At 43.9% G+C, this 17,572-nt stretch carries 19 protein-coding genes and 2 tRNA genes; 19 read left to right on the top strand and 2 right to left on the bottom strand.

Annotated elements, in window-relative coordinates:
• Positions 1–89 precede the first annotated feature (89 nt).
• Positions 90–899, bottom strand: a complete 810-nt coding sequence (locus D6V41_RS13605; protein WP_136252073.1) for a response regulator — start codon at positions 897–899, stop codon at positions 90–92.
• Between the two features lie 59 nt (positions 900–958).
• On the bottom strand, positions 959–1,282 hold the full coding sequence (yciH, locus tag D6V41_RS13600; RefSeq protein WP_136252072.1) for a stress response translation initiation inhibitor YciH: 324 nt from the start codon (positions 1,280–1,282) through the stop codon (positions 959–961).
• A gap of 331 nt (positions 1,283–1,613) precedes the next feature.
• Between yciH and D6V41_RS13595 the strand changes: the two genes are divergently transcribed.
• The 19 genes from D6V41_RS13595 to D6V41_RS13505 all read left to right on the top strand — a co-directional run bounded on the left by D6V41_RS13595 (position 1,614) and on the right by D6V41_RS13505 (position 17,565).
• Positions 1,614–2,552 (top strand): extracellular solute-binding protein, encoded by a 939-nt coding sequence (locus tag D6V41_RS13595; RefSeq protein ID WP_136252071.1) that lies wholly within the window; start codon positions 1,614–1,616, stop codon positions 2,550–2,552.
• Positions 2,553–2,581: 29 nt separating this feature from the next.
• Positions 2,582–4,246: an ABC transporter permease gene (locus D6V41_RS13590; RefSeq protein ID WP_136252070.1), complete on the top strand. Its 1,665-nt coding sequence runs from the start codon at positions 2,582–2,584 to the stop codon at positions 4,244–4,246.
• Positions 4,247–4,259: 13 nt separating this feature from the next.
• Positions 4,260–5,321 (top strand): ABC transporter ATP-binding protein, encoded by a 1,062-nt coding sequence (locus D6V41_RS13585; protein ID WP_136252177.1) that lies wholly within the window; start codon positions 4,260–4,262, stop codon positions 5,319–5,321.
• Positions 5,322–5,700: 379 nt separating this feature from the next.
• Positions 5,701–7,488, top strand: coding sequence for an aspartate--tRNA ligase (gene aspS, locus D6V41_RS13580; protein WP_136252069.1), 1,788 nt, complete (start codon positions 5,701–5,703; stop codon positions 7,486–7,488).
• 3 nt (positions 7,489–7,491) lie between these two features.
• Positions 7,492–7,974: a dihydroneopterin triphosphate diphosphatase gene (gene nudB / locus D6V41_RS13575; RefSeq protein ID WP_136252068.1), complete on the top strand. Its 483-nt coding sequence runs from the start codon at positions 7,492–7,494 to the stop codon at positions 7,972–7,974.
• The gene (gene ruvC, locus D6V41_RS13570) at positions 7,971–8,492 is read left to right on the top strand and encodes a crossover junction endodeoxyribonuclease RuvC (protein ID WP_136252067.1); all 522 of its coding nucleotides are present in this window, start codon (positions 7,971–7,973) and stop codon (positions 8,490–8,492) included. The genes nudB and ruvC overlap by 4 nt, the downstream gene beginning before the upstream one ends.
• 104 nt (positions 8,493–8,596) lie before the next feature.
• Positions 8,597–9,232 (top strand): Holliday junction branch migration protein RuvA, encoded by a 636-nt coding sequence (ruvA, locus tag D6V41_RS13565; RefSeq protein WP_136252066.1) that lies wholly within the window; start codon positions 8,597–8,599, stop codon positions 9,230–9,232.
• A 74-nt stretch (positions 9,233–9,306) separates the two neighbouring features.
• Positions 9,307–10,314, top strand: a complete 1,008-nt coding sequence (ruvB, locus tag D6V41_RS13560) for a Holliday junction branch migration DNA helicase RuvB (protein WP_136252065.1) — start codon at positions 9,307–9,309, stop codon at positions 10,312–10,314.
• A gap of 370 nt (positions 10,315–10,684) precedes the next feature.
• Positions 10,685–11,089, top strand: coding sequence for a tol-pal system-associated acyl-CoA thioesterase (ybgC, locus tag D6V41_RS13555; RefSeq protein WP_136252064.1), 405 nt, complete (start codon positions 10,685–10,687; stop codon positions 11,087–11,089).
• Positions 11,079–11,759 (top strand): protein TolQ, encoded by a 681-nt coding sequence (gene tolQ / locus D6V41_RS13550; protein ID WP_136252063.1) that lies wholly within the window; start codon positions 11,079–11,081, stop codon positions 11,757–11,759. The genes ybgC and tolQ overlap by 11 nt, the downstream gene beginning before the upstream one ends.
• Positions 11,760–11,774: 15 nt before the next feature.
• Positions 11,775–12,194 carry a protein TolR gene (tolR, locus tag D6V41_RS13545; protein WP_136252062.1) on the top strand — a complete coding sequence of 140 codons (420 nt, stop codon included), beginning with the start codon at positions 11,775–11,777 and terminating at the stop codon, positions 12,192–12,194.
• Positions 12,195–12,265: 71 nt separating this feature from the next.
• A complete protein-coding gene (tolA, locus tag D6V41_RS13540) occupies positions 12,266–13,171 on the top strand; it encodes a cell envelope integrity protein TolA (protein WP_136252061.1) in 906 nt (301 codons plus the stop codon).
• Between the two features lie 47 nt (positions 13,172–13,218).
• Positions 13,219–14,562: a Tol-Pal system beta propeller repeat protein TolB gene (gene tolB, locus D6V41_RS13535; RefSeq protein WP_241664551.1), complete on the top strand. Its 1,344-nt coding sequence runs from the start codon at positions 13,219–13,221 to the stop codon at positions 14,560–14,562.
• A gap of 65 nt (positions 14,563–14,627) precedes the next feature.
• Positions 14,628–15,194: a peptidoglycan-associated lipoprotein Pal gene (gene pal / locus D6V41_RS13530; RefSeq protein ID WP_136252059.1), complete on the top strand. Its 567-nt coding sequence runs from the start codon at positions 14,628–14,630 to the stop codon at positions 15,192–15,194.
• A gap of 3 nt (positions 15,195–15,197) precedes the next feature.
• A complete protein-coding gene (ybgF, locus tag D6V41_RS13525; RefSeq protein ID WP_136252058.1) occupies positions 15,198–16,007 on the top strand; it encodes a tol-pal system protein YbgF in 810 nt (269 codons plus the stop codon).
• Positions 16,008–16,183: 176 nt separating this feature from the next.
• Positions 16,184–16,259: transfer RNA gene (locus tag D6V41_RS13520), tRNA-Lys, on the top strand.
• 115 nt (positions 16,260–16,374) lie between these two features.
• Positions 16,375–16,450: transfer RNA gene (locus D6V41_RS13515), tRNA-Lys, on the top strand.
• Between the two features lie 344 nt (positions 16,451–16,794).
• Positions 16,795–16,992 carry a hypothetical protein gene (locus D6V41_RS18280; RefSeq protein WP_136252057.1) on the top strand — a complete coding sequence of 66 codons (198 nt, stop codon included), beginning with the start codon at positions 16,795–16,797 and terminating at the stop codon, positions 16,990–16,992.
• Between the two features lie 15 nt (positions 16,993–17,007).
• Positions 17,008–17,565, top strand: a complete 558-nt coding sequence (locus tag D6V41_RS13505) for a hypothetical protein (protein WP_136252056.1) — start codon at positions 17,008–17,010, stop codon at positions 17,563–17,565.
• The last annotated feature ends 7 nt before the right edge of the window (positions 17,566–17,572 follow it).

Raw genomic sequence — 17,572 nt, 5'->3', positions numbered from 1 at the left:
AGACTGGCAATTTTGTGCATTGGCAGAGGCAATGTCAATCCACAATTAGGCAATCAAGGATTTAAATTGAGACAATTTGATATTTAATTTTACTCGTTTCGATTATCTAGCAAAGTCGCCAATATGGCGCGAACCTCATCCGACTCAAATGGCTTATCGCATAAAGCGTTAACGCCCGTTTGCTGAATATTAGTCATATGTGTGGAGTTTGCCGCTTCAGAGGTCACCATAATAATAGGTATATGCGCGGTTTGCGGGTTAAATCTAATGAACTCAGATAGTTCACGACCGTCCATTTCAGGCATGTTGTAATCAGTGACCACAAGGTCAAATTCCTGGTCTTTTAGAAAAGTAAGGGCATGTGCGCCGTTTTCTGCTTCTGTAATCTGTTCAATGCCCATGTTCTCCAGCACACGCCTGATGTGGTTGCGGGCTAAACGACTGTCATCAACAAGGAGTACTCGTACGCTTTTAATATCAAAAAGAGATAAATCAAGTTCTTCCGTATTTAACAATTGAAGGCTTGCATTAAGTGCGCGCTGCAAGTGAATGGGTTCAAATGGTTTAGGTAGGATTGCTGCAACGCCCGACTGCTTAAACTCATCTAATTTGCGTGGACTGGTTTCACTAGACACTAACATAAAAGGAATATTATGTGTGGCGTCGTCTTGTTTTAGTCGTTGTAAAATATCCAGTCCAGAGCCATCAGACAGGTACATGGCACTGACGACTAAATCCACATTGTGTTTTTTTAGCTCATCAGTCGCTTGCGCCACATTTTTGACAATATCCACACCGTGAACGTCGGCGTTCGTCAATAATCCTTTAATGATTTTAGCTTGCGTATCAGAGGGTTCTACTAACAAAATATGTAAGTCAGAAATAGACAGTTGCTGCATGTATGGGTCTCATATAAAAAATACTACCAGCATGCAGCTATTGTGATGTGGCGAAGTAATTAACCGCCAGCCAGCTTCACTTTATAGCCTTTGCCTTCAAGTATTTGCTTTAGATTATCTCGTACATCACCTTGAATTTCGATAGAAAAGTCTTTAACCGCACCACCACAGCCGCATTGCTTTTTAAGCTCAGAGCAAAGCACCTTAAGCTCGGCTTGGTTTAAACCTAGGCCTTCAATACTGCTTACGCCTTTACCTTTTTTGCCTTTGGTAATGCGCTTAATTCGCACAATACCGTCTCCTGCAGGCGGCGTAGTTGAGGTGCTTTTTTCTTCTTTAATACGACCTTGGTCGCTTGAGTAAACAATTCTCGAATTATTCATGGGCCTGTACTGCCTTGATTAACAAATATACAAAATTGATGCCAGAACTCGCTTAGCTCGTGATAAATTTGCACTAGCGTTAGAGCACGTCATGATAGCAAAAGCGTTTTGATTTAAAATTAACTTTTTGTAAGCCATAGGTCTTTTGTTGCAATTGAGAAGTATTATCAATACCATCTGATTACTACATTGGATATTGGAGGTGTTTATTAAACCTTTATTTAAAAAAACAGCATTTAAAAAAACAGCATTTAGAAAAGCAGTGCAAACCCTTCTACTAGGAAGCTTGCTCTCTTGCACAATTTCTCAATCCCTGGCAGAGGAACTGAATGTGTATTCAGGACGCCAGGAGGCCTTGATTAAACCGTTACTCGATAAGTTTACTGAGCAAACCGGGGTAAAAGTCAATTTGGTCACCGGCAAGGGGGATGCACTCATCAGTCGTTTGCAATCAGAGGGCGCGCTAACACCCGCTGATTTGATTATAATGGCAGATGCAGGACGCTTAACCCGCGCCAATGAATTGGGTTTGTTGCAATCCATTGAAAGCGACGTTGTAAAAAAGCGCGTTCCCGAAGCATTTGCTGCTGACAACTACAACTGGATTGCGCTGACAAAACGTGCTCGTCCAATTATGTATTTGAAAGGGGCCATTGACCCTGGCGAGATTGATTCATTGAGTGATTTAGGTGACGACAAGTATCAGTCTGAGATTTGTATTCGCTCGTCGAGCAACATTTATAACCAGTCGATGGTGGCTTCTTTAATTCTTTTGCAAGGTGAAGAGAAAACGCTTGATTGGGCTAAAGATCTCGTTGAGAATTTTGCGCGCACACCAAAAGGTGGTGACAGAGATCAGATAAAAGCACTGGTTGCCGGCGAATGTAAGCTGGCAGTTGCCAACACGTATTATTTAGGCGGAATGCTAGATTCGCCGGATGAAGAAACCCGTCAAATAGCACAACAGGTTGGCGTTATCTGGCCAGATCAGGATTCGACTGGTGTTCACATCAATGTGTCTGGAGCTGGCATCACAAAATATGCGCAAAATAAAGACAATGCCCAGTCTTTATTACGCTTTATGTTAGAAGAACAATCTCAACAGTGGTATGCAGAAATTAACCACGAATATCCCGTCATTGACGGTGTTAAATGGAGCGACGAGCTACTCAGCTTTGGCGAGTTTAAAGCGCAAGAAGTGGATTTGGAAAAAATGGGTGAGCTTAACGGTGATGCGCTTAAGCTGATGGATAAAGCAGGTTGGCGTTAATTCGACTTAATACGAACCCTTAGAGAAACATGAAAGCAACAAACTGGCTCACAGGCACGAGTTTAAGCATCACTGCTGTGCTTGTGATGCCTTTGTGTATTGTTGCTTTTTCACTTTTTTCGATCGACACGCAGCTTTGGTCGCACTTACTTAACACCGTTTTTGCAGAGTACGTAACAAACAGTCTGATCCTCGCCATTTCTGTTGGCTTAGGTAGCATTGTCATTGGCAGCTATCTCGCCTATATCATGGTCAATTACCGTTTTATTGGTCATCGCGTTTTGTCATGGCTTATTCTGCTTCCTCTTGCCATGCCGGCATACATCATTGCCTACACTTACACCGGATTGCTGGATTTTACAGGACCGGTTCAAAGTACCTTGCGACAACTTTTTTCGCTGGAGCGAGGCGAGTACTGGTTTTGGGATGTTCGCTCGCTATCAGGCGCTATCATTATGATGATTTTGGTGTTTTATCCTTATGTATATATTTTAGCGAGAACGGCATTCTCCGAGCAATCCAGCAGCTTTGAGCAGGTAAGCGCGCTTGCAAAGCGCACGCGTTGGCAGCATATTCGTCAGGTGGCCCTTCCACTTGCACGCCCTGCCATTCTAACCGGGGCTTCTCTGGCGATGATGGAGGCGCTTGCTGACTATGGCACAGTGGCATACTTTGGCGTAAGCACCTTTAGTACCGGTATTTTTAGAACCTGGTTTGGAATGGGAGATATTCAGGGTGCGGCTCAGCTTTCTACCGTGCTTTGCATGTTTGTGCTTGTTTTATTGGTAATTGAAAAGCGCAGCCGTAAAGATGCACAGCAGTACCAAACAAGCCTGAATAAAAAGCTTCGGGCAAAAAAAACGAGCGGCGTAAAAGGTATTGTCTTGTGCCTGCTATGTTTACTGCCAGTCCTGTTTGGATTTGTCATTCCTTTTACACAATTGCTTATCTGGAGTATTAATTACGCAGACATTGGAGACTGGCCTGCCTTTTTTGATGTTGTGAAAAACAGTTTCACACTCGCCTTGATGGGGGCCGTTATTATTGTGATCATTGCCTTGATTGTTTCCTATGCCAAGCGAATGCAGTTAAATAAGATCCGGACGCATAATGGTCTTAGCGATAAATTTTCGCCAAAATCGGTGTCAGCTTCTGAACGCATTTTGAGCCTTGGCTATGCGCTACCGGGTATTGTTATTGCCGTTGGCGTTTTAATATTAAGCGGGTGGTTTGATCAGAATATCAATCGTCTCACAATGACATGGTTTGACTATCGACCAGGTTTGATTTTATCTGGTGGTTTGGGAGCTTTGCTTATTGCCTATTCAATTCGCTTTGTTAGCGTGGCTTTGCAAAACACAGAAACAGGAATGGCCCGCATTCCAAACAAAGTCGATAATGCCGCGCTTTCACTTCAGGGCAGCGCGTGGACAATGCTTAGACGAATTCATATTCCTATGCTTTCGGGCAGCTTGATAAGCGCTTCGTTATTGGTGTTTGTGGATATTTTAAAAGAGCTGCCAGCGACCTTGGTTTTGCGGCCTTTTAATTTTAATACGCTGGCAGTGAGAGCGTTTGAACTTGCTTCAGATGAGCGATTAATTGATGCAGCGCTTCCTGCCATAAGCATTGTATTAGTGGGGCTCATCCCGGTTATCTTGTTAACTCGTCAACTAAATAAATTGAGCGCCTGAGATGTCTGAACCTATGCTGTATGTTTCTAATTTGTGTCTTGCCTACTCAGATTCGGCTGTGCTTAACAATATCAATTTTACGCTTCAAAGCGGCGATATTGGCTGCATTTTAGGTCCTTCGGGCTGTGGAAAAACGACATTGCTCCAGGCAATTGCCGGTTTTGTGCAGCCTAAGCAAGGAGCGATTAATATTGACGGGCGCTGCGTAAGCGATGCAAACCACTTCATCAGTGCTGACAAGCGCGGTGTTGGAGTTGTATTTCAGGACTTTGCCTTGTTCCCTCACATGACCGTGCAGCAAAATGTAGAATACGGTTTGCAAGATTTATCCAAGACAGATCGAAAGCTAATTGCAAAAGAGAATATCGCGCTGGTAGGTCTTGAAAAGTTTGCAAATGCTTATCCACACTCGCTTTCTGGCGGCCAGCAGCAGCGCGTGGCGATTGCCAGAGCGGTTGCGCCAAAACCTAAATTGTTGTTATTGGATGAACCATTCTCAAGTCTTGATCCTGAGCTTAGGGAACGCGTTGCCGTTGAGATTAGGCGAATCATTAAAAAACTGGGGATCACCGCGTTACTCGTTACGCATGATCAAAACGAAGCCTTTGCCATGGCTGATATTATTGGGATTTTTGCGCAAGGGGCCTGTCAGCAGTGGGATAATGCCTATGCGCTCTACCATAAGCCCGCCTCGCGTTTTGTTGCCAATTTTATTGGTGAAAGCACCTTTATCTCAGGCGAAATGCTGTATGACTCGCCAAACTGGTATGTTAATACGCAGCTTGGTCGATTCATGTTAAAGGCCTCTCAAAATGCCACGGTGCTTGCCAATGCGGTTGAGGGACAAGGAGTTGAGGTGCTTGTACGACCGGACGATATTACTCATGAGGACGCAAGCCCTTTAAAAGCGACGGTGATTGATAAACGATTTAGAGGAGCCAATATTCTGTACCGGCTGGCCTTGCCGAATTTTGATGAGCAGGTTCTTTGCTTAGCGCCAAGTCATCACGACCATGAACTTGGTGAGTCATTTGGTATCCGCATGAGTATTCAACATGTCATTTGTTTCAAATAGTGTTTGAAGGCTAAACTATATTCTGTATTTAAAAAATCGCTGTCTGTTGGATTTCGAGCGAAAAACAAGATGAAGGGGCTACCGAAATAAAGTGTCGAAAAACAAGGATGTTTTTCGTCAAGCGCCTCATGGATGAGCTTGCAGCGTCTTTATTTCGGTAGCCCCTTCATCTTGTTTACTAAGCTAAAGTCTAACAAACAGCGATTTTTTACAGACGTTTCTTTAACAAAACAAACCGTAAACCAAGTAATAAGGTTTTGTCTATTAGCGCTTTCGTTTATAATGCGACGCTTGCAATTTTAACCATTCAACTTACGCCAGAAAGCAGTCACACAGACGCGATGGCAAGTAAATAAATAAAAATAAACAAGGCAGATACATGCGCACGAATTATTGTGGACGAATCGATAAAGCATACATTGGACAAACGGTCACCCTGAAAGGATGGGTAAACAAGCGCCGCGACCTTGGAGGCGTTATTTTTATCGATTTGAGAGATCGTGAAGGCATTTTGCAAGTGGTGATTGACCCTGATACACAATCTGCTTTCGAAAATGCCTCTCAGTTACGCAATGAGTTTTGTGTCGAAATCATTGGTCTTGTGCGCGCGCGTCCTGATAGCCAAATTAACAAAGAGATGCGCACCGGTGAAGTTGAATTACTGGGCAAAGAAGTCAACATCATCAATCGCGCGCCTGCCTTGCCCTTAGACTGGAATCAGGAAAATAGCGAAGAGCAGCGCTTAAAGTACCGTTATCTGGATTTGCGTCGCCCTATTATGACCGAGCGCTTAGTCTTTAGAAGCAAAGTCACTGCTGCCGTCAGACGCTTTTTGGAAGACAATGAATTTTTAGATATTGAGACACCCATTCTGACTGCAGCCACACCAGAGGGTGCCCGTGATTACCTCGTACCTAGCCGTACGCATAAAGGCGAGTTTTTTGCGTTGCCGCAATCCCCACAGTTGTTCAAACAGCTTCTTATGATGAGCGGCATGGACAAATACTATCAAATTGTTAAATGCTTTAGAGATGAGGATTTACGGGCAGATAGGCAGCCAGAATTTACACAAATTGATATCGAAACCTCTTTTTTAGATGCTGATGGCGTGATGGCGATCACCGAAAGCCTTATTCGCGATTTATTCCAAAAAATGCTCCAGGTCGATTTGGGCGAATTTCCTCGCATGAGCTACGCAGAAGCAATGAAGCGTTATGGTAGCGACAAGCCTGATTTGCGTAATCCACTGGAAATTGTCGATGTGGATCACATTGTTAAAGACATAGAGTTTAAAGTATTTAGTGGCCCGGCCAACGATGAGGAAGGTCGTGTGTCGGTAATTTGTGTGCCTAATGGGGCATCACTTTCGCGCAAACAATTGGATAACTACGCTGAATTTGTTGGCATTTACGGAGCAAAAGGCCTTGCGTGGATGAAAATAAATGATGCCGCAAGCCCAGCAGAGGGAGTGCAGTCGCCGGTGGCTAAATTTTTCGATGCGCAAAGTATTGAAAAGCTTATTGACGCAACTCAGGCTAAAAATGGTGACATTCTTTTATTTGGCGCAGACAAATACAATGTTGTCACCGAAGCTTTAGGCGCATTGCGATTGAAGCTTGGCAAAGACTTTGACTTGTTGGAAGGTGAGTGGAAGCCGCTTTGGGTGGTGGATTTCCCAATGTTTGAAAAAGTAGATGGACATTTATACGCGCTGCATCATCCATTTACCGCGCCAAGAGACAATGATTTAAATGCGCTAAAGGCATCGCCTGAGAAGGCCTTGTCCAATGCTTACGATATGGTGTTAAATGGCGTTGAGTTAGGCGGTGGTTCTGTGCGTATTCATGATATGAATATGCAGGCTTTAGTGTTTGATTTACTTGGCATCAGCGAGCAGGAAGCACAGGAAAAATTCGGCTTTTTGCTTGAAGCATTAAAGTACGGTACGCCGCCTCATGCCGGACTGGCTTTTGGACTGGATCGCTTAGTGATGCTGATGCTCGGTGCCGATTCCATTCGCGACGTAATGGCCTTTCCTAAAACCACTACGGCAGCCTGTCCGCTCACCGGTGCGCCAGGAAAAGCGAACCCGGAGCAGTTAAAAGAACTTGCCATAGCCACTCTCACCGAGAGTCAAGCAAACCCGTCAACAACGGGTGATGAATAGAAGGTGGCATTTAAACGGCCTGAGTCGGTATTAGTCGTGCTTTATAGCACGGATTCTCATGTTCTGTTATTACAGCGTGACGATGATGCCGACTTTTGGCAATCGGTAACGGGGACGATTGAGTCTGGTGAGAGTCCAATTGAAACGGCATACCGTGAAGTGCAGGAAGAAACAGGATTGATACTCAATCCCAAAGATAACGCCATTTTAGACTGTCGTCATATCAATCAATATAAAATACGGGAACAATGGCTATACCGTTACCCTAAAGGCACTATCTACAACAACGAGCACGTCTTCTGCGCCTGCATCGATAAAACTCATCGCATTACGCTCACTGAGCACTTAAGCTATCAATGGACAAATAAACGCTCTGCCATTAACAAAGCATGGTCCGAATCCAATCGTATAGCTATTGATAAATTCGTTCCAGAGCCTTCCCTGATGGATGCTGATAATTCCTTTAAGGGGCCACAGACGCAATGAGTATCATTTTAGGCATTGACCCGGGCTCTCGCGTGACCGGTTATGGCATTATTAAAGTCGTGGCAAATAAAGCGGTGTATGTCGCAAGCGGATGTATTCGTGTGCAGGATGATGATTTGCCCAAACGTTTACATAATGTGTTTACGGGAGTGAGCGAAATTATTCGGCAGTTCCAACCTGAGCAATTTGCTATCGAACAGGTGTTTATGGCAAAAAATGCGGATTCTGCCCTAAAACTTGGACAGGCAAGAGGCGCTGCGATTGTTGCGGCGACCAATAAAGGGCTTTCGGTCGCGGAATATTCTGCACGGCAAATTAAGCAGTCTGTCGTAGGAATTGGGGCGGCAGATAAGACACAAGTGCAGCACATGGTCACGTATTTGCTCAAGCTTACAAAAACGCCGCAGGCAGACGCTGCAGATGCGCTTGCAGTTGCGCTTTGTCACTTGCATACTGAGCAAAGTCTTGTGCGCATGGCAGGGCAGGCGAAAAAAACCGTACGCCGAAGGCTTCGTTGAGTGAGAGCTTAGGCGCACTCAACCCTTATATATGAGCTAAACGTATAACTTGCTGGCGTAAAATAAAACAGTAAAACGATAAGAATAAGTTGGTATGGGATAGAATGATTGGACTATTGCGCGGAACGATTTTAGAAAAGCTGCCCCCCGATATTTTGCTCGATGTGAATGGCGTGGGCTATGAGATCCAATTGCCGATGACGAGTTTTTATCAATTGCCTGAAGTCGGAGCGCAAACTACCCTGTATACGCATTTTGTGGTGAGGGAGGATGCACAGCTCTTATTTGGGTTTATTGAAAGGCAAGAGCGGAGTTTGTTTCGTGTATTGATTAAAGCCAACGGCGTTGGACCTAAGCTTGCTTGCACGATTTTGTCAGGCATGTCGGCTTCTCAATTTGTACATGCAGTGATGATTGAAGATATCACCGCCTTGGTAAAAATGCCCGGCGTGGGGAAAAAGACTGCGGAGCGTTTGGTCGTAGAACTAAAAGACAAATTAAAAGATTTAGATGCGCCGAGTGCGACGGCGATTTCTCAGCAATCGCTTTCTCCTCGACAGACAGCGCCTGTTCTTAGTCCGATGGCATCTGCAAAAGAGGAAGCAATCAGTGCACTTATGGCGCTAGGTTACAAACGCCCTCAGGCAGAAAAATCAGTTTCTAACGCGCAGAGTGCTTATGAAAATGATGATGCGTCGAGTGAACAGCTTATTCGAGATGCACTAAAATCGATGGTTTAAAAAACCTTAAGATGTTTACATTAGGCGGCTAACATTAGGCGAAAAAGTTTTGGTGAATATACAGTGAGACATGCATGATAGAAGCGGATCGATTAATCCAGCCAAATGCTCAAGGTGAAGACGAAGCCGTTGACAGAGCCATCCGGCCAAAAATGCTCGAAGATTATGCCGGTCAGGATCATGTTTGCGAGCAAATGGAAATATTTATTCAAGCGGCACGCAAGCGAGAAGATGCGCTTGATCACCTTTTGATCTTTGGCCCTCCAGGCTTAGGTAAAACGACGCTTGCTAATATTGTCGCTAACGAAATGGGCGTGAATATTAAAACTACTTCCGGTCCGGTGCTCGAGAAAGCAGGGGATTTAGCCGCGCTTTTAACAAACCTTGAAGAAAACGACGTATTATTTATAGACGAAATTCACCGTTTAAGTCCGGTTGTTGAAGAAGTGCTATATCCTGCAATGGAAGACTATCAACTGGATATTATGATTGGTGAAGGTCCCGCCGCTCGCTCCATTAAACTGGAACTGCCACCGTTTACACTTATTGGTGCAACCACGCGCGCAGGCTCACTGACCTCGCCCTTGCGAGATCGCTTTGGTATTGTCCAGCGACTTGAATTTTACAATGTTAAAGACTTGACCAACATTGTCATCAGAAGTGCCTCTTATCTCAATTTAAATATGCATCAGGAAGGCGCGGTTGAGATAGCCAAGCGCAGTAGAGGAACACCACGAATCGCAAATCGTTTATTACGACGGGTGCGGGATTATGCAGAAATCAAATCTGATGGGGTGATAAGCAGCGAAGTTGCAGCCAGTGCGCTTAATATGCTGGATGTTGATAAGCAGGGTTTTGATTTTATGGATCGCAAGCTCTTGCTTGCCATCATCGAGAAGTTTTCGGGTGGTCCGGTGGGATTAGAAAACGTAGCGGCTGCGATTGGTGAGGAAAAAGAAACCATTGAAGATGTGATTGAGCCTTTTCTCATTCAGCAAGGCTTTTTGCAACGTACGCCCCGAGGTCGCATAGCAACCGATCACGCGTATCTGCATTTAGGCTTTGATATTAAAAAGCCTTGATCTTAAGAGCGTTGATTTTACGTGAAGATAAGGCTCTGAAACCTCTATGAATCGCGCAAAAATCCAAAACGCAGCAAGGTGTGCCGAATAAGGCGTAAAAAAAGAGCAAAGAAAGCGCAAAAAAAGCCCGCAAAAAGCGGGCTAAAAATAATCAACGGAAGGGAATCCATGAAACACGAACAAACAGATAGCTGCTCACTTCGTCTTGATGCGTATATTACGAATTTTTGATGGTCAGACAAGTGAATAAATTTTAATTTAGATATTAAAAAATCTAATGCTAATAAAATACTAAATTTCATCTAGTCCGCATATAGTAAAGTGATTAGCATTTTATTAACATATTTCCAGAAATTATTAAAAATTTTACATGAAAAAATTTGATACAAAATTTAGGGTGTATTTTGAGGACACAGATGCCGGTGGTATTGTGTATCACGCTAACTATTTGCGCTACTTTGAAAGGGCGCGTTCAGACTGGGTGAGAGCAATCGGTGGAGACCAACAAAAATTGTTGGAACAATCTATCGCTTTTGTCGTCAAAGCACTCAATATTAATTATCGTAAAAGCGCTGTGTTGGATGAGGTCTTAACAGTTACTTGTGAGCCAGTTACAATTAAGCGTGTCAGTCTGGTTTGTGATCAGGCTGTTTATAACAATAAAAATGAATGTTTGGTTGAAGCAAGGGTAAAAATTGGGTGCATTGATACTCGCACCAAATTGCCCTGTAAGATACCAAGCGAACTTTTGAGGGAAATGCGCAGTGACCACTGATATGTCAATTGCCAGTCTAATACTGGAAGCCAGCCTTGTTGTTCAACTTATCATGCTTTTATTGTTGGGCATGTCAATTACTAGCTGGGCGTTTATATTTCAGCGAAATGCCGCGCTTAAATCCGCGCAGGCAGAACTTCGGGAATTTGAAGATTCATTCTGGTCGGGAGCCGACCTCAATAACCTTTATGCAGACTTATCACAGCGAGACAATATTTTCGGTTGCTCACTCATTTTCTGCTCAGGGTTCAAAGAATATGTCCGTGCAAGAAAGGTGGGTAATTTAACGCCAGAAGCGATAACAGATGGCACATATCGCGCGATGCGCGTTGCAATGTCGCGCGAAGTTGACGAGCTGGAAACTCGCTTACCCTTTTTAGCGACGGTTGGCTCTATCTCTCCTTATATTGGCTTGCTTGGTACGGTTTACGGGATCATGACTGCATTTATTGCGCTTGGGCAAGTCAAACAGGCAACACTACAAATGGTTGCGCCGGGCATTGCAGAAGCACTGATCGCAACCGCCATCGGTCTTTTTGCGGCCATTCCGGCCTATGTAGCGTACAATCGTTTCTCGACCAAGGTCGAAAAGCTTGAAAACGCGTATGGAAATTTCATGGAAGAGTTTTCTGCCATTCTTAATCGCCAAGCCATGGCGAGCCGAAACTAAGCAGAGGCTATTACCATGTATCAACGACGCAGACGCCGCCCAGTGTCAGAAATGAACGTAGTGCCCTATATCGATGTTATGTTGGTATTGCTAATTATTTTTATGGCAACGGCTTCGGTTATTGCTCAAGGCGTAAATGTCGATTTGCCAAAAGCGCAGGCACAAACGCTTGAAACAGACGAAGAAACCATCATGATTGTCTCTATTGATGCGCAAGGTCAGTATTACATCAATGTGGGCGACAACCCTGAATCGCCCATGCCGCCCCAAGATATTGCAGCTATTGTCAAAACCCGCTTGCAGGTTGATCCGAGTATTCCAGTGGTGGTTAACGGCGATAGAAATATTTCTTACGAGAAAGTGATTGATTTGATGGTGTTGTTACAAAATTCAGGCGCGCCTTCTGTTGGCCTGATGACCGACCCGAATGCATAATCCCTAAATGGATATGAGTGTACGAGAGTGCAGGCGCAAACAATATATGTTAAACGATAAGCAAAAACGCAATGAGCGATAAGCTAAATGAGATGAATAAACCGCCAAAATCGGTCATAAGTGAACCGGTTGAGAGAGAGCTTGCGGACGACTCATCTTATGTAAAAGATTCTTTATTTAGTGCTTCATTCATGAATGAAAATAAGGCGCTGATGATTTCTATTGCGCTTCATGCTGTTGTTGTGGTGCTTTTAGTGGTGTCTGTTAGTTTTTCGCCAAAGGCCACCGTAAGTTTTGCATCCCAGGCACCTGCCCAGCCGATTCAAGCGGTGTTTATAGATGCGCAGGCTATTGCGGATCAAAAGCGACAGCAAGCGCAGGCTGAAGCTGCCGCCAGGCAAAAAGCATTGGAAAAACAGCGTCAGCAAGAGCAACAAGCAGCTGCCGAGCGTGAACGTAAACGCAAGGCAGAAGCTGCGGCCAAGAAGAAGCGAGAAGAACAGGCGCTTAAAGAAAAACAGGCACAAGAGCGCGCTGAAGCCGAGCGTCAAAGAACCTTGGAAGAGCAGCGCAAGCGTGAAGCTGAAATGCAGCGGAAATTAGAAGAAGAAAAACAGCGCCAGGCGCAGCAACAGCGCGAAATGGAAGAGCAGCTTGCTCAAGAGCAAGCTGCGCTTAATGCAGCGAATCAGCGCAGGGTAATGAGTGAGGTTGAGAAGTACCAAGCGCTTATTCATCAAACGATTGTTCAGAATTTATTTGATTTTGAGAGCTTTGTTGGCAGAACCTGCCGTTTGAATGTGCGTCTTGCGCCTGATGGATTGGTCATAGATGTGCGTGTGCTTGATGGTAACGACGCCTTATGTCGCGCCTCTAGTGCCGCCGTGTTGCGTCCTGCTACACTGCCGATGTCGAAAGACCCTGCCGTGTATGCCGAGTTTAGAGATTTTAATATTACAGTGAGTCCGGAGTTATAATGAATACAAAAGGGGTTTCGCGCGCTAGCTTATCTCTACCATTGTTGATGCTGCTATGCGTCTTGTCTTTGTTGAGTTTTTCGAATCTTTCCAATGCCAAATTGGAAATTGTGATCACACAAGGGATGAACAATGCCCGTCCTATTGCAGTTGTGCCGTTTAAATGGAATGGCACTTCTACACTGCCCGAGGATATCTCTGAGGTGATCACAAACAATTTGCGTCGCAGCGGCAAATTTAACCCAATGGGTTTGTCAGATATGCCTCAATTCCCCACAGCAGATGATGAGGTGAACTACAATGCCTGGGCAGATAAGGGTATTGATACCGTACTTGTTGGCAGCATAGAAGCGCGCGGCAATAATCAGTATCGAGTGTCGTTTCAGCTGATTGATGTGCTTCGTGCACAAATTACAGGCGGGCAATCAAAAGCATTACAAAATGGCCAGCTGGTGATGAGTAAAGATCACATCATTGAATCACGTGAAAAAATTATCAATGCGGAAGATTTCAGACAGTACGCACATATTATCAGCGATGTGGTTTACGAAGCGCTTACCGGCGAGCGCGGAGCATTTTTAACACGTATTGCATATGTCATTGTTCGAGACCGAGAAACGAATGCCTTACCATACCAATTAGTCATTTCAGATTACGACGGTGAAAACGAAACCCGTTTATTATCATCGCCTGAGCCGCTCATGTCGCCTGCTTGGTCACCAGATGGCAATAAACTGGCTTACGTATCTTTTGAAAACAAAAAGTCGCAGATTTTTATTCAGGATATTTATACGACGCAGCGACAGTTGGTAACGGATTTTCCGGGTATCAATGGTTCACCGGCCTTTTCACCGGATGGAAAAAAGCTTGCGATGGTGCTTTCCAAAGACGGTAATCCAGAAATTTACGTGATGGATTTGGCCACCAGGCAATTGGAAAGAATTACGCGAAATCGGACCATCGATACTGAACCAAGTTGGTCTCCAGACGGTAAAAGCCTCATATTTAGTTCCGAACGGGGTGGAAAACCGCAGATTTATCAAGTAGATTTAGATACTAAGCGTCCGCGGAGGCTTACTTTTGAAGGGGAAATGAATCTTGGCGCTTCTATTTCACCCGACAACCAGAATTTAGTTGTCGTAAATAGAACGCAAGGCGATTATCATATTGCACGACAAAACTTGCAAAATGGTAATATGTTGGTGTTAACTAGGACTTATCTGGATGAATCACCCAGTATTGCACCAAACGGGAGTATGATTATTTACTCTACGTTGCATGAAGGGAAGCAAGTGTTATCACTTGTATCATTAGATGGTCGGTTTAAAGCGCTATTACCGGCAGCGAATGGGCAGGTAAAATCGCCAAGTTGGTCACCATTTTTATTATAATATTGTTATGATAAAAACATCATAGCAAACAATATAAAGAACGTTAGAAATAAGGACTTATTAGCATGCTTACTAAAAACAAATTTAAAACGCTTTTAATTGCGCTACCTGCCATTACCTTGATGGCGTGTTCATCAGGTCCATCTGAAGAAGAGCTAGAAGCAGAACGTAACCGCGTAGCCGCTGAACAAGCTGCTCAGGCAGAGCGTGAAGCTGCAGAAGCGAAAGCACAGGCAGAAGCCGCTGCAGCAGAACAAATGCGTCGCGCCAAAGAAATGTTAGAGCAAGAAAAAGCTGAGCTTGAAGCGCAACAAACCGTTTATTTTGATTTTGACCGCTCTACTATTAAATCTGAGTTTTTCCCGGTTTTGAGAAAACACGCAGAGTTTTTAGTAAAAAATCCAAATCAAAACGTGGTAATTGAAGGTCATACCGACAGCCGCGGTACGCCTGAGTACAATATTGCCTTGGGTGAGCGTCGAGCACAAGCCGTTGAAACCTTTTTGATGAATGAAGGTGTATCTGGCTCACAAATCTCTGTTGTATCTTACGGTGAAGAAAAGCCTGCGGTAATGGGTAGCTCTGAGTATGCATTTGCTCAAAACCGTCGCGCTGTAGTGGTTTACCAGTAATAGATGAAGTTATCTATAACAAGTACACTATTGTTACTCGCTTCTGGTGCCTGCCTTGCGCAGGCACCGGTTGTTGATGTCAATAGTCAAAGCCAAACACCTGCAAGTTCCGTAAATACTTCTGCGACGCCAACAGTTTCTGATTTGGAAACCCGCTTGGCCGTAATTGAGCGAATTGTCGAATCCCGTTCAAATACGCAGCAACGTATGCAACAACAGTTAGATATGCTCCAAGCTGATGTAGATGGTATACGAGGCTCAATTGAGCTCCATAATCATCAGTTGGAAAAAATTCTGGAGCGACAGCGAGAGTTATTTTTAGAACTCGACAGACGCTTTGAGAATTTGCAGCAACAAAGCGCTAACGTTGCTGGCAATATCGGCTCTGCCGGCAGTGGACAAGGAAGCGCATCTCAAGTGCCCGTGTCTGTACCTGCACAAAGCGAGCAAGATGCGTATCAAGCAGCAGTAAATTTAATATTGCAAGAGCGCGATTACGAACGAGCAATTCCTGCCTTTCAAAGTTTTTTATCTCGATATCCACAATCTGACTTGACCGATAATGCGCATTATTGGCTCGGCCAGCTGTTGTACAATAATCAGAGTTGGGAAGAAGCAAAGGTACAGTTTGAGCAAGTAGCAAATAAATTTGCAGACTCACCAAAGCGGGCAGATTCTTTGTTGAAGCTTGGCATGATTGCCAAATCTCAAGGTAATGCGGCGCTGGCAAAGCGCTATTTTGAACAGGTTGTATCGGAATATCCGAACAGTACACCTGCACGCTTATCCAACGAGCAATTGGCTAACGGTTAATCGATTAGCCAAGTGCTTTGTTCACTTTCCGCACGATTGCTGATTTTTATCGTAAAAATCGCATTAAAAGGTTGCACCGAGGTTCGTTTTAAGTATTATATGCGCCCGTTGCGGCAGATGTTGAAACGTGTAGTTATACACCGCTAAGAAGTAGCCTCGTATTCACTACAAAGATTGGGTCGTTAGCTCAGTTGGTAGAGCAGTTGACTTTTAATCAATTGGTCGCTGGTTCGAATCCAGCACGACCCACCAATCTCTAGAAGTGCATTGTTTGACGTACCTTTTCGTCATTGTGGCGAAGGCCAGAAACTTCTAAAACAACCAACGCAGTATGCAAGCCCTTTGCAGCCTGCGCAAAGATTTAAGTGGGTCGTTAGCTCAGTTGGTAGAGCAGTTGACTTTTAATCAATTGGTCGCTGGTTCGAATCCAGCACGACCCACCACTCATTCCGCTTATGAAAATCACTTATTCGCTATAAACAGCCTAGATATAAAAGACGCTATGCGTCGTCCATGACCGCTTGACGAAGTACATCCATGTACTTCGACACTTTTATATCTAGGCTGTTTATAGCGAATAAGTGATTTTCAGCGCTCCATTCAAATGCAATGAGGCACATTAAAATGGAATACGCTCGTTCTTAACGTTCTTATTGCACCATCTATGTCCATCCAAGAAAGTGGTCTCTTAAGCGATCATGATTTCAATTATTTGGTACAGTTTAATCATACTGTTTTTGGCTTATTATGCTTTTTCCAACAGTGGATTAAATAAGGAAACATCAATATGGAAATTATTCAACATGCAGATATAGAGAAGGTAGTTGGTGCACGCGCTGCGCTTGTAAAGAATTTCTTTAAATGGTTGGGTAGCGGAGCAGCCTATAGTGTATTAGAGACAGCTATAAGTGAGATAACTCCGCCTCCCCGTCGAAGTAGTGGAGGTCAAATGGACAACTTTAATCGACGTATCAAATGGAATTGAGTAAAGATCCAAGTTGTGCGGTTTGTACCGCACTTTAATTTTTATATTTTAAAACACTCAAAATTACTAAATATGATCTGCATCACTCTTGAATCAACTCAAAATAAAAATAAGCAATATTTTTTTAAGTATGCTTGTGTCGCTTCTATTTTGGCTGTAGCAGGCAACTTGTTAGCTTCTTTTTTTGCGACCTTGGTTACACATCTTGTATTTACAACGCAAGTGCAAACGGCAGATCATGAACCTTTATTTGAATTAAGTTTTATTGAGCTAATACTTTTTGCACCGATGTTTGAATCGGTTTTGCTCGGTTTATTTGTTTGCCTTCTCCTTCGAAGTAAGTTAAGTCCCACTCAAATCATTTATTTATCAGCTCTTTTATGGGCTATATTGCATGGTTTATTTGATGTAGAGCGATTTTTAGGTACTTTGTGTGGATTTATAATTTTTAATTATGCGTTTGTGAATTGGTATCCCAAAGGGTTCTGGATAGCTGTTCTTGCCGCATTTATCCCGCATTCCTTTAACAATTTAATAGCATTTCTTCTAATTACATTTATCAGCGGTAATTAAAATGAAA

It is taken from the genome of Ningiella ruwaisensis (assembly GCF_004798935.1).
Taxonomy (GTDB): Bacteria; Pseudomonadota; Gammaproteobacteria; order Enterobacterales; family Alteromonadaceae; genus Glaciecola; species Glaciecola ruwaisensis.
The sequence above is the reverse complement of the archived record's forward strand: the minus strand, read 5'-3'. Positions and strand labels throughout refer to the sequence as shown.

Excerpts from the sequence above, each read along its gene's own strand:
- yciH (WP_136252072.1), bottom strand. The coding sequence starts at position 1,282 with ATGAATAATTCGAGAATTGTTTACTCAAGCGACCAAGGTCGTATTAAA.
- tolA (WP_136252061.1), top strand. The coding sequence starts at position 12,266 with ATGAGCGATAAGCTAAATGAGATGAATAAACCGCCAAAATCGGTCATA.
- pal (WP_136252059.1), top strand. The coding sequence starts at position 14,628 with ATGCTTACTAAAAACAAATTTAAAACGCTTTTAATTGCGCTACCTGCC.
- D6V41_RS13605 (WP_136252073.1), bottom strand. The coding sequence starts at position 899 with ATGCAGCAACTGTCTATTTCTGACTTACATATTTTGTTAGTAGAACCC.
- tolR (WP_136252062.1), top strand. The coding sequence starts at position 11,775 with ATGTATCAACGACGCAGACGCCGCCCAGTGTCAGAAATGAACGTAGTG.
- ruvC (WP_136252067.1), top strand. The coding sequence starts at position 7,971 with ATGAGTATCATTTTAGGCATTGACCCGGGCTCTCGCGTGACCGGTTAT.
- D6V41_RS18280 (WP_136252057.1), top strand. The coding sequence starts at position 16,795 with ATGGAAATTATTCAACATGCAGATATAGAGAAGGTAGTTGGTGCACGC.
- D6V41_RS13585 (WP_136252177.1), top strand. The coding sequence starts at position 4,260 with ATGCTGTATGTTTCTAATTTGTGTCTTGCCTACTCAGATTCGGCTGTG.
- aspS (WP_136252069.1), top strand. The coding sequence starts at position 5,701 with ATGCGCACGAATTATTGTGGACGAATCGATAAAGCATACATTGGACAA.
- tolB (WP_241664551.1), top strand. The coding sequence starts at position 13,219 with ATGCTGCTATGCGTCTTGTCTTTGTTGAGTTTTTCGAATCTTTCCAAT.
- ybgF (WP_136252058.1), top strand. The coding sequence starts at position 15,198 with ATGAAGTTATCTATAACAAGTACACTATTGTTACTCGCTTCTGGTGCC.
- D6V41_RS13590 (WP_136252070.1), top strand. The coding sequence starts at position 2,582 with ATGAAAGCAACAAACTGGCTCACAGGCACGAGTTTAAGCATCACTGCT.
- ruvA (WP_136252066.1), top strand. The coding sequence starts at position 8,597 with ATGATTGGACTATTGCGCGGAACGATTTTAGAAAAGCTGCCCCCCGAT.
- ruvB (WP_136252065.1), top strand. The coding sequence starts at position 9,307 with ATGATAGAAGCGGATCGATTAATCCAGCCAAATGCTCAAGGTGAAGAC.
- ybgC (WP_136252064.1), top strand. The coding sequence starts at position 10,685 with ATGAAAAAATTTGATACAAAATTTAGGGTGTATTTTGAGGACACAGAT.